The organism is Amycolatopsis sp. NPDC058986 (assembly GCF_042741125.1).
GTDB lineage: Bacteria > Actinomycetota > Actinomycetes > Mycobacteriales > Pseudonocardiaceae > Amycolatopsis.
Map to the genome: position 1 here is coordinate 145,175 of NZ_JBHYJW010000005.1, position 12,124 is coordinate 157,298.

Genomic DNA, 12,124 nt, shown 5'->3' on the forward strand with positions numbered 1-12,124 from the left:
ACGGGGTATCCAGATAGCCTGGCATCAGGGGGAAAACCCACACCGGCTCTGAAACGCCGCCGAGTACGGCCACGTGTCCCTGCACGCGTCGCCGTACCACCTGCCGACCTGGTCCGGCCGGCGGGACATTTCACACCGCGCGTCAGCCCAGCACCCGCGCGCGCGGCCAGCAGTATCACCTGCCTATTTCACTGCCGCCTGCCCTTTGGGGCGGAAGTTGTTTCGTTCATTACAGAAAAAGGTGCGAGGGATGAAGAATTACTTTGACGTACCGGAACGCCGGCCGTGGGAAGACGCGCCGCCGACCGGGTTCGACGGGCCTGACGAGGGGATCGTCGTTCGCAAGTACGGCGGCTCGTCGCTGGCGACGCCCGAACTCGTGCACGGGGTCGCGCAGGAAGTGGCCGGACTGGTCCGGACCGGCAAGCACGTCGTGGTCGTCGTCTCCGCGATGGGGAACACCACCGACGAGCTGGTGGCGCTCGCCGGGCAGTTCGCCGACCAGCCCGATCCGCGGGAACTCGACCAGATGATGGCGACCGGGGAACAGCTTTCGGCGGCGGCGCTGGCGCTCGCGCTCACCCGCCGCGGGGTGAAAGCCGTGTCGCTGTCCGGGGATCAGGCCGGCATCGTCGTCGGCGGCGAACCGGGGTCGGGCACGATCGTGCGGATCGACCCGACCAGGATCGTCGAGCGGATGCGGGACGAGCAGGTCGTCGTGGTCGCCGGATTCCAGGGCCGCGACGCCACCGGCGAACTGCTCACGCTGGGCCGGGGCGGCTCGGACACCACCGCTGTCGCACTGGCGGCGGCGCTGGGCAGCCCCACCTGCGACATCTGCACCGACGTGCAGGGCGTGCGGACCGCGGACCCGCGGATCGTGCCGGAAACCCAGCCGGTACCGACGATCGCCTACGAGGTCATGACGGAACTGGCCCACCACGGCGCCCGCGTCCTGCATCCGCGGTCGGTGGAACTGGCCGAGCGGCATGGGGTTTCGGTACGGGTACTGCATTCCTCGCGGCCGGGACCCGGCACCATGGTCGAAGCGGCGGAACCGCTCGAAGGCGGTCCCGAGGTGATCGGCGTCGCGCACGAGCGCGACGTCCGGCAGGTCCGGCTCATGGGCCCCCGGTTGCTGGCGGGCGGGACCGCCCGCGTGCTGGCCAGGCTGGCCGCCAGCGGCTTGAGACCGGACACGCTCACCTGGCCCGATCCGGACGTTCTCTGGTTCACCGTGCGCGGTTCCGCGCCGCTGGCGGGGCCCGTCCGCGAACTCGCCGAAGAACTGGGGGCGCACTGGGAAATCGACGAGGACCTCGGCGCGGTGTCCGTGGTGGGCACCGGTCTCCTCGACGACCCCGGTCATCTTTCCGCGCTGCTGCGCGTCGTGGGGGAACTCGGCGTCACCGTGCCGACCATGGCCACCTCGCCGTCCCGGCTCACCGCCGTCCTCCCCGCCGACCGGCTCGACACCGCGGTCCGGGCGCTGCACGAGGCGTTCGGCCTGAACGTGCCCGCCGAGGCCCGGCGGTGAGCCCGCGCGAAGCACCCGTCGGCCTGCTCGCCGACGAGGGCCGGGTGCTGACCTGCGGCGGTTTCGACCAGGAAATCCGCTGGCACAGCGGAGAACGACTGGAGCAGTTGTTCGAGCAACGGTGCGATCTGCTGCCCGCCGGCACTCTCGCCGTGGACGCGGGCGATGTCCGGCTCACCTTCGCCGAACTCGACGAGCGGGCCAACCGGCTCGGCCGTCACCTGCTCGCCCAAGGAGTACTCGCGGGCGACCGGATCGGGCTGTTGTTCGACCAGCCGGTGCAGACCTACGTCGCGATGCTGGCGGTACTCAAGATCAACGCCGGCTACGTCCCGCTCGACACGGCCTTCCCGGACGATCGCCTTGCCTACATCGCGCGGGACGCCGGCGTGCGGATGGTGCTGACGCTGTCGGCACTGCGCGACCGGTTCGAACGCGGGAGCGTCGACCTGGTCTGTGTCGACGAGGACGAGCCGCAGCTCGCCGCCCGGCCGGGCGGACGCCTGAGCAGGGCGGAAAAGGGCGAGCCCGCGGACGAACTCTGTTACATCATCTACACCTCGGGGTCGACGGGCCGGCCCAAGGGCGTGCCGATCGACCACGGGAGCATCTGCAACTTCGTCCGCGTGGCGTCGGAGGTCTACGGCATCGAGTCCGGCGACCGGATGTACCAGGGCATGACGATCGCCTTCGACTTCTCGGTCGAGGAGATCTGGGTACCCCTGCTGTCCGGCGCGACGCTGGTGCCGAAGCCCAGCGGCGCCAGTCTCATCGGCTACGACCTGTACGAGTTCCTGCGGGACAACGACATCACCGCGATGTGCTGTGTTCCGACGCTGCTGGCCACGCTCGACGAGGATCTGCCGGCACTGCGCTTCCTGCTGGTCTCCGGGGAGGCGTGCCCGGAGGATCTCATCGCCCGCTGGCACCGGCCCGGCCGCCGCTTCCTCAACGTGTACGGCCCGACCGAGGCGACCGTCACCGCGACCTGGGCGGTGGTCCGGCCCGATCAGCCGGTGACGATCGGCGTGCCGCTGCCCACCTATTCCGTTGTCATCCTCGACCCCGACGAACCGCGCGCGCTGGCCGCCGGTGAGCTGGGCGAGATCGGGATCGCGGGAATCGGGCTGGCCACCGGCTATCTCAACCGGCCCGATCTGACCGAGCGGGCGTTCGTCCCGGACTTCCTCGGGATCGAACGGAACCCGTCGGGCCGGATCTACCGCACCGGCGATCTGGGCCGGATCACCGCCGACGGCGAGATCGAGTACCACGGCCGGACCGACACCCAGGTGAAGATCCGGGGCTACCGCATCGAACTCACCGAGATCGAGTCGGTGCTCCTGCGGGTGCCCGGCATCGCGCAGGCGGTGGTGGACACCTACGAGCCGGAACCGGGCACGGTGGAGCTGGTCGCGTACTACAGCCTCCGCCGCGACGCGTCCACTGTGGACACCGAGGAGATCCGGCGGCTGCTGCGGGAGCGGTTGCCCGCGTACATGGTGCCCGCGTACTTCGAACAGCTCGACCTCATCCCGATGACGCCGAGCGACAAGGCCGACCGCAAGAACCTCCCGGCCCCCACCGGACGGCGGACCGTCGCGGCGCCGGACGACCACGTGGCACCCGCCACGGAGACCGAACGGCAGCTGGCCCAGGCGTTCGCGGAGGTCCTGCGGCTGGACGAGGTCTCGGTCACCGGTCACTTCTTCGACGACTACAGCGCGAACTCGCTGCTGCTGGCGAGGTTCTGCACCCGGGTGCGGGACATCGACGGCCTCGCGCCACCGTCGATGAAGGACGTGTACCTGCATCCCACGGTCCGGAGTCTCGCCGACACCCTGTCCGCCGCCCCGCCGGTCACCCCGGCCGTCCAGGCGACGGCCACCGCCGAGCCGTACCGGGCGGGCACCGTCCGCTATGTCCTCTGTGGACTCTTCCAGCTCCTGGTTTTCCTCGCGTACGCCGCGGCGGCGGGAGTCGTCCTGGAACGGGGGTTCGACTGGATCACCGCCGCGCCGGGCCTCGTGGAGACCTATCTGCGCATCGTCGGGTTCGGACTGGCCGGGTTCGCGTTCATGGTCATTGTGCCGATCCTGGCGAAATGGCTGCTCGTCGGCCGCTGGAAACCCGGTGAGATCACCGTATGGGGTCCGGGGTACCTGCGCTTCTGGACGGTCAGGACGCTGACCCGGTTCAACCCGCTCGTGATGTTCGCCGGCTCGCCACTGTACTCGTTCTACCTGCGGGCACTCGGCGCGAAGATCGGCAAGGGCGCGGTGATCCTTTCGCACAATCCCCCGGTGTGCACCGATCTGCTGACGGTCGGCGCGGGGGCGGTGATCCGGAAGGACACCTTCTTCACCGGCTACCGCGTCGAGGGCGGCCGGATCAGGACGGGCCGGGTGAGCATCGGCGACGACGCGTTCGTCGGGGAGCACTCCATCCTCGACATCGACACCGTGATCGGCGACGACGCCCAGCTCGGTCACGCGTCCTCGCTGCACTCCGGCCACGCCGTCCCCGACGGCGAGTCGTGGCACGGCTCCCCGGCCCAGCCCTCCACAGTGGACTACCGGGCGCTGGCCACCGGGCGGACCGGCGCGTTCCGGCGCTTCCTGTTCTGCGCCGGCCAGTTGCTGACGGTGCTGCTGTTCACGATTCCGCTGCTGCTGGCCGGTACCGACCTGGTGGTCCAGGTCGTCTACCCCGCCGGCAGGCCGGACTTCGGCAGCTGGGCGTTCTGGAGCAGGCAGCTCGCCGGTTCCGCCGCGCTGTACTTCGGCGGGCTGCTCGCCAGTCTCGTGCTGGTACTCACCGTGCCCCGGCTGCTCACCCTGTTCCTGAAACCGGACCGGGTCTATCCGCTCTACGGGCTGCGCTACTCGTTCCAGCGGACGATCGCCCGGCTGACGAACGTGCGGACACTCACCTACCTGTTCGGGGACAGCAGCTACATCGTGCACTACCTGCGCGCACTGGGCTACGATCTGTCCAAAGTGGAGCAGACCGGGTCGAACTTCGGCGTCGAGGTCAAGCACGAGACACCATTCCTGTCCACAGTGGGCGCCGGGACCATGGTCTCGGACGGGCTTTCCTTCATGAACGCGGACTTCTCCGGTTCCTCGTTCCGCCTGCGCCGGACGGCAGTCGCGCCGAAGGCGTTCCTTGGCAACAACATCGTCTACCCACCGGACTCGCGGGTGGGCGAGAACTGCCTGCTGGCGACCAAGGTGCTGGTACCACTGGACGGGCCGGTGCGGGAGAACACCGGCCTGCTCGGCTCCCCCGCCTTCGAGATCCCGCGGTCGGTGCGCCGAGACGGCGACTTCGACCACCTCAAGACCGGGGACACACTGCGCCGCGGCCTGGCGGCGAAACTCCGGCACAACACCGTCACGCTGCTGTGCTACCTGCTGGTCCAGTGGCTGAACTTCCTCGGTGTCGTGCTGATCGGTGTGGTGACCGGTAGCCTCCACAGCCGGTTCGGCGCACTCGCGACCGGTGCGGAGATCGTGCTGACGCTCTTCTTCTCGGTATCGTTCCTGGTGCTGGCCGAACGCGCGATCTCCGGCTTCCGGTCGCTGCGGCCCCGGTTCTGCTCGATCTACGACCGGCGGTTCTGGCGGCACGAGCGGTTCTGGAAGCTCAGCGCGGGCCGCTACCTCGCGCTGTTCAACGGCACCCCGTTCAAGAACACGCTCTGGCGCCTGCTCGGTGTCCGGATCGGCAGGCGGGTGTTCGACGACGGCTGCGCCATCCCGGAGAAGTCCCTGCTCACCATCGGCGACGACTGCTCGCTCAACGCGGGCAGCGTCATCCAGTGCCACTCCCTGGAGGACGGCACGTTCAAGTCCGACCACATCGTGCTCGGCGCGGGCTGCACCGTCGGCACCGGCGCCTTCGTCCACTATGGAGTGTCCATGGGCGACGGCACGGTGATCGACGCCGACGCCTTCCTGATGAAGGGCTCCGAACCGCCGCCCGGATCCCGCTGGCGGGGCAATCCGGCCACCGAACTGGCCACCGAAACCGAGACCACCGCACTCGTGAGGAGTCCGCGATGACCCAGGTACACACCAGACCCCCCGAACTCGTCCCGCACGTCGCGGGCGACCTGCCCGGCCCCCGTTCCGCGGAGTACCTCGAGCACCAGCGGCGCTGGGAGTCCAACGCCAGGGCGTACCCGAGGAACCTGCCCATCGCGATCGCGGAGGGCACCGGGAGCCACGTGCGCGACATGGACGGGAACGTGTTCCTCGACTTCCTGTCCGGGGCCGGGGTGCTTTCGCTCGGCCACAACCACCCGGAGCTCGTCCGCGCGGCCGCCGCGCAGCTCGGCGTGTTCACGCACGGCCTGGACTTCCCGACCCCGGCCAAGCGCGAGTTCATCGACGCTCAGCTGTCCATGCTGCCCGCCGGGATGCGCGAGCGGATGAAACTGCACTTCTGCGGGCCGACCGGGGCGAACGCGGTGGACGCGGCGCTCAAGCTGTGCAAGACCGCGACCGGGCGCGGCGACATCGTTTCGTTCCAGGGCGGGTTCCACGGTTCGAGCCATGCCGCGATGGCACTGACCGGGCTGGTCTCGCAGAAGCGGCCGATCGCGAACGGGATGCCGGGTGTGCACTTCTTCCCGTACTCCTACTGCGCCCGGTGCCCGCTGGGGCTCTCGCCCAACACCTGCGAGACCAACTGCGTCGCCTACCTCGAACGCGCGCTGCAGGACGTCAACGGCGGACTGCCACTGCCCGCCGCGGTGGTGCTGGAGATGGTGCAGGGCGAGGGCGGGATCGTCCCGGCCCGCCGCGAGTTCGTCCGCCGGATCCGCGCGCTGACCAGGAAACTGGACATCCCGCTCGTGGTCGACGAGGTGCAGACCGGCTGCGGCCGGACGGGGCGGTGGTTCGCGTTCGAGCACTTCGACATCGAGCCCGACGTCATCGTGGCGTCGAAGGCGTTGAGCGGCATGGGCCTGCCGGTGGCGGTGATCTTCTACGACGAGCGGCTCGACACCTGGGCGCCGGGGGCGCACTCCGGCACCTTCCGCGGCAACCAGGCCGCGTTCGCCGCGGGCGCCGCCGCCGTCCGCATCGTGCGGCGCGACGACGTCCTCGGCAACGTCCGGCGGCGCGGCGCGCAACTGGCCGACCGGCTCACGATGCTGCGCAACAACCCGTGGGTCCGCGAAGTACGCGGGCTCGGGCTGATGTGGGGCGTCGAGCTGGCGGATCCGGCCGACGGCTCGCCCGCGAGCACGTACGCCCGCGCCGTCCAGGCGCACGCGCTGCGGAACGGGCTGATCATCGAGCTCGGCGGACGCGACGACGGTGTCGTCCGGCTCATGCCGCCGCTCACCGTGACCGCCGAGGACATCGATCGCGCCAGCCTCATCCTGGCCGGCGCGATCGAGCACTGCCGCCCGGGCGACTGACCCGGGCCGCCTGAGGTTCGTGAAGGCCTCCTTCCCGTCCCTGACTGCGGTGAAGGAGGCCTTCACGGACCGTGCGCTCCGCTCAGCCGTCGGCGGCGCCGATGGCGGCGGCCAGCAACGGGAAGGAGTGGTGCAGGTCGCGCTGCCACCACGGCCAGTTGTGGGTGCCCGGTCCGTACAGTTCGGTGGTGATCGAGCCGCCCAGCGCGCGGACGCGGTCGGCGAAGGCGGCGCTTTCCTCATAGCACAACGGTTCGATGAGCACGTCCGGCGGCGCTCCTGGCGGGTCGAGCGCGCCCGGTTGACCGTTCCCGCAGGCGACGTAGAGCGGGATGCCGACAAGCCGGTCCGCCAGCATGTAGGGGTTGTGCGCGGCCCAGACGTCCGCGTTCAGGATCGGGTCGCCCCACAGCGCGAAGGGGTCGTAGCCGTCCTTCACCAGCACACCCTGGATCAGGCTCGAACCGCGGGCGTTCTGGTAGGTGGTGTGCAGCAGCCCGCTGTACGCCGCGGCCGCGCGGAACATGCCGGGGTGACGGCCGGCGTACGACATCGCGCCGAAGCCGCCCATCGACAGGCCCGCGATGGCGCGCACGGTGCCCGCGCCGTAGGAGCGTTCGAGGATTTCCCGGAGTTCGGTCAGGTGGAACGTCTCCCAGCGGGGCGGGCCGCCCGCGCCGTGGTTCAGCCAGTCGCTGTAGAAACCATCGCGTCCAGCGCTCGGCATCACCACCAGCATCTCGCTGTGCCCGGTCAGCTCCTCCACGTCGGTCGAGCGCGTCCACGACGTGTAGTCGTCACCGGAGCCGTGCAGGAGGTACAGCACGGGCCAGGTCTTTTTCGGCGCGGGGGTCCAGCTCGCGGGCAGCAGCAGGCGGACCGGTACCGTCGCGGCCAGCGCGGGCGAGGAGATGGTCAGGTCGAGGAGCCGCTCGCCGACGTAACGTTCGGACACGACGCGCGCACCGGTGTCGGCGCGGGCAACCGCGGCGCCGAGGCCCAGGGCCGTCATGCCCGCGGCGGCGCCGAGGACGAAGCCCCGCCGGGAGATCGTCGACGGACCACCCCCGCTGCGGTCGGGGGCGAATTTCCGGGGTGCGAAGGGCCTGGGCATCGTTGCCTCCTTGGCGCGCGGTGATCGACACGAACCGTTTCCACGCAAGGGAAACCAGCCTTCACCCGAGTGCGCGAACAGCGCCGCGCCGTCGCGGCCGCCACGCGGGCGAAGGGGACTGCGGATCATTCACCCCTCACCGACAGCGAGGGGGAGAACGCTTTCCGGGAGCCGGAGTCTTACTGTCCACTGAGGACAGCACGGGAACGCACTCGCGCGTTGTCGCGTTCACGGACATCGTGGCGCTGGTGCAGTGAGCTCGTCATTGAGGCTCCCGGGTGTGCGGGATACGCGAACGACTTCGGTGGATCGGCGTATCGTTAGGCAATGTCCCATCGCGGCGGAGTACCGAACCACCCCCGGCTGAGGGGATGCCGTAACGAGTCGAGGAGCAGGCGTGGGAACGCACGGACAGCCCGACGACCGGCCGCAGATCCAGCGCACACTGGCCGGACTGCGGGAGGCGACCGGTCTCCCGCTGGCGTTCGGCGGTGAGATCGGCGCCGGTCAGGTACGGCTCACGCAGTTCGCGGGCGTCACCACCGGGGCACTCAAGGGCGTCACGCTCGACCGCGGGCGCGGACTCGGCGGCAAGGTCCTCGTCCTGCGCCGCCCGGTGGTGGTCAACGACTACGTGCGGGCGAACGGGATCAGCCACCACTACGACCACGTCATCACCGCGGAGGGCCTGCGCGCCATGATCGCCGCGCCCGTGGTGGTCTCCCGCGAGGTCCGCGCGGTCCTCTACGGCGCGCTCCGCAGCGACGAGGCGCTCGGCGACCGGGTCGTCCAGTCCGTTCTCGAGGCGGCACGGGAGCTGGAACAGCGGCTGGCCGTCCAGGACGAGGTCGTCCACCGGCTGGCCTGGTTCGACCGGTACGGCGCGACGGGGCAGGCCAACCCGCGCTGGGAGCTGGTCCGGCAGGCCTACGCCGAACTGCGGATCCTCGCCCAGGACGTCGGGGACACCGCGCTGCGCCGCCGGGTCGCGGCCATCTGCGCGAAACTGTCCACAATGGGCGGTCCGGCCGGTGCGCGGCCGAGCGGGCCGCGGCTTTCGGCACGCGAGCTGGACGTGCTCGCCTGCGTCTCGCTGGGCTGGACGAACGCACAGGCGGCGGCCGATCTCGGAATCACCGTCGAGACGGTGAAAAGCTATCTGCGCAGCGCGATGCGCAAACTGCTCGCCCATTCCCGGATGGAGGCCGTGGTCACCGCACGGCGCCTTGGTCTTCTCCCATGAGGGTACCGAACGCGGTACAGTAGTACCATGCTGATTCTGGACGGCGTTCTGGCCGGCGGGGTACCGATCTCGGTCCACCGGCCCGGCGGACAGTGTGCGAGGCTACGAAACCATGACCGTGAAGCCACCGTGGATGACGCCACCCGGCGTGCACACCGCCAGGACCCGTCGCATGTCCGCGGCGCGGCGTGAGGAACTGCTCCGGCAGCTGGCCGACCTCGTGCTCGCCGAGGGTTTCGCCCGGCTGACCGTGGACGATCTGGCCAGCAGGCTGCAGTGTTCCAAGTCGACGCTCTACGCCGTCGCGGCCAGCAAGGAACAGCTCGTCGTGCTCGCGGTCCGTCATTTCTTCACCGAATCGGCCACGCGCGTGAGCGAAAAAGTCGCCCCGATCACCGATCCGTCGCAGCGGATCGCCGCCTATCTGGCCGGGCTCGGCGCGGAAATGCGGCGCATGTCGCCCGAATGCTACGCGGACATGGTGACCACCCAGGCGACCGCGGAGATCTACGCACGCAACTCGCTCGCCGCCGCGCAACACGTCCGCGAGTCCATTCAGGACGGTGTCGCATCCGGAGAGTTCCGCGCGGTCAACGCGGATTTCGTCGGCGCCGCGGTGAGCCTGCTCATCGACAGCATCCAGCACGGCGAACTGCTCGACCGCACCGGGCTCGCGATGGGCGACGCCTACACGGAACTGGGTAATCTCGTACTGGCCGCGCTCACCAACCACACCGGCACGCCCTGACCGGGCAATAAATCACCGGCACCGCACAACTCGGACACGAGGCTTGCGGCGTCCGCGCATGTGTGTTTAACGTACTCCAGTGGGTACTCAAGTATTCGATTTAGTACCCGCACCCAGTACCCGCCGGGCAGCAGGCCCGCGGGGTGGAGGGCGGAGGCAACGATGCCGGTGCGCACGGAGAGCAGACCTGCCCAGGGGTACGACGTCACGGTGCGGCGCGACGTCCGGATCCCGACCGGCGTGAGCGGCGTGACGCTTTCGGGCGATCTTTTCCTTCCCGAGGGCAAGAGCCCGGTTCCCTTACTGCTCACGGTCCTGCCGTACCGCCGCGACATCACCGCGCTGAACGGTTCCCCGGCCGAGCGGTGGTTCGCCGCGCGCGGCTACGCCTCGATGCTGCTCGACCTGCGCGGTACCGGTTCCTCGGACGGCACCCAGCGGCCCCCGTTCGACCCCGGCGAAGCCGAAGACGCCCTCGCCGCCATCGAATGGGCGGTCGAACAACCCTGGTGCGACGGAAACGTCGGGATGTGGGGCGGTTCCTACGGCGCACTGACGGCGATGCGGGCCGCCAGCCACCGGCCGCCCGGCCTCCGCGCGATCATCGCGGTCGAGGGCCCCACCGACCCCGGCCGTGACTTCGTCCATCCCGGAGGCTCGCGCGGTGCCTTCTCCCCCTTGGGAACCTGGGCGCTGGGCACGTTGTTCAACCAGCTCCTGCCCCCGCTCGACGACTACGCCGATCCGGCCGAGCAGACACGCTGGCGCCGCCGGTTCACCGCTGCGCCGTACCTGCTCGACCTCTGGCGCAACGGACCGGGTTCGCCCGCCTGGCCCGTGCGCGAAGTGGACCTCGCGGCGATCGAGGTACCCGCGCTGTGCGTCGCGGGCTGGCGCGATCTGTTCGTCGACGGCACCATCCGCGCGTTCGAGCGGATGAGCGGCCCCAAGCGGCTCGTCGCCGGACCGTGGATGCACGTGATGCCACAGGAATGTCCGTTCACGCCCATCGACTTCCTCGCCCTCGCCCAGTCCTGGTGGGACCGCTGGCTGCTCGGCGAGGACACCGGGCCCGAACCGCCGCCGGTCAGCGTCTACGTCCAGGGCGCCCGGCCACGCTGGCTCGGCTTTCCCAGCTGGCCACCGCCCGGCACCACCCGCGTCGAGGATCTCGCGACCTGGCAACGCGGTGAGCCCGCGGAAACCGACGCGGCGGTCGGCCTGCTTTCCGGCCTGTGGTCGACGCCTGCCGGGATGTTCGGCCTGCCGCTGGACCAGCACGACGACGACGCGCGCAGCCTGTGCCACACCTCGGCACCACTGGCCGAAGCGTTGCTCGTCAGCGGAAAACCGCGCGTCGTGGTGTCGGCCGGGTGGCCGCGGGTGTCGGTGAAGCTGACCGACGTCGACCCGGCCGGACGCTCCACCCTCATCTGCGCGGGACTGGAGTCCGGAAAGGACGGTGCGGACCGGATCGAGGTCGAGCTGACCCCGACCACCTACGAGATCCCGGCAGGACACCGGCTCCGGGTGGCCGTCGCCCCCGGCGACTTCCCCCGCGTCTGGCCGGAAACCCCGCCGGGCACCGGATTCCCGTCGGTGCGCACGCTTTCGCTCCCCGTGGTCCCCGCGGGCAGCGGCGCGACGATCGACTATCCACTGCCGGACGCCGGCGCGGCCGCGGCGGCGCCGATGTCCGAACAGGACCCTTCGGAGCAGGCCGCGTGGGAGATCACCACCGATCTGCTCAACGACCGGGTCTCCCTGCGGCTGGCGAGTTCCAACGCCGTCCGCCCGGAGGACGTCGCCGATCGCGACCACGCGCTGGCCATCGCCCAGACCCTGGTGGCCACCGCCGACCGCGCCGACCCGGCGGCGTCGACCGTCACCGGCAGCATCACCGCGACCATCGACACCGAAACCGGCGCGCACCTGACCGTCGACGTGGGGGTGAGCGCGACGTCCTCATCGGTCGACGCCACCGGCCGCGTCACCCTCGACGGGGAAACCCTCCTCGACCGGCACTGGCGCGGCTGAGCCCCGCCCCG

7 protein-coding genes are annotated in these 12,124 nt (G+C 70.2%); 6 read left to right on the top strand and 1 reads right to left on the bottom strand.

The genetic code is table 11. The features are described 5' to 3' along the window. The first annotated feature begins 250 nt into the window (after window positions 1–250). Genes ACFW0G_RS07060 through ACFW0G_RS07070 form a run of 3 tightly spaced genes read left to right on the top strand, consistent with a single transcriptional unit; the run spans window position 251 to window position 6,971 of the window. The gene (locus ACFW0G_RS07060) at window positions 251–1,537 is read left to right on the top strand and encodes an aspartate kinase (protein WP_378323898.1); all 1,287 of its coding nucleotides are present in this window, start codon (window positions 251–253) and stop codon (window positions 1,535–1,537) included. After that, on the top strand, window positions 1,534–5,604 hold the full coding sequence (locus tag ACFW0G_RS07065; protein ID WP_378323899.1) for a Pls/PosA family non-ribosomal peptide synthetase: 4,071 nt from the start codon (window positions 1,534–1,536) through the stop codon (window positions 5,602–5,604). Before ACFW0G_RS07060 ends, ACFW0G_RS07065 begins: the two co-directional genes overlap by 4 nt. Next, window positions 5,601–6,971 carry a diaminobutyrate--2-oxoglutarate transaminase family protein gene (locus tag ACFW0G_RS07070; protein ID WP_378323900.1) on the top strand — a complete coding sequence of 457 codons (1,371 nt, stop codon included), beginning with the start codon at window positions 5,601–5,603 and terminating at the stop codon, window positions 6,969–6,971. Before ACFW0G_RS07065 ends, ACFW0G_RS07070 begins: the two co-directional genes overlap by 4 nt. An 82-nt stretch (window positions 6,972–7,053) precedes the next feature. Here the strand turns inward: ACFW0G_RS07070 and ACFW0G_RS07075 are convergent, their stop codons facing one another. Continuing rightward, window positions 7,054–8,085 (bottom strand): alpha/beta hydrolase, encoded by a 1,032-nt coding sequence (locus ACFW0G_RS07075; RefSeq protein WP_378323901.1) that lies wholly within the window; start codon window positions 8,083–8,085, stop codon window positions 7,054–7,056. A gap of 397 nt (window positions 8,086–8,482) precedes the next feature. Here ACFW0G_RS07075 and ACFW0G_RS07080 point away from each other — a divergent pair, with 397 nt between their 5' ends. From ACFW0G_RS07080 to ACFW0G_RS07090, 3 genes are all read left to right on the top strand, one after another. Then, the gene (locus ACFW0G_RS07080) at window positions 8,483–9,328 is read left to right on the top strand and encodes a response regulator transcription factor (protein WP_378323902.1); all 846 of its coding nucleotides are present in this window, start codon (window positions 8,483–8,485) and stop codon (window positions 9,326–9,328) included. Between the two features lie 112 nt (window positions 9,329–9,440). Next, window positions 9,441–10,076: a TetR/AcrR family transcriptional regulator gene (locus ACFW0G_RS07085; RefSeq protein WP_378323903.1), complete on the top strand. Its 636-nt coding sequence runs from the start codon at window positions 9,441–9,443 to the stop codon at window positions 10,074–10,076. 162 nt (window positions 10,077–10,238) lie between these two features. Beyond that, window positions 10,239–12,113, top strand: coding sequence for a CocE/NonD family hydrolase (locus ACFW0G_RS07090; protein ID WP_378323904.1), 1,875 nt, complete (start codon window positions 10,239–10,241; stop codon window positions 12,111–12,113). Window positions 12,114–12,124 lie beyond the last annotated feature (11 nt).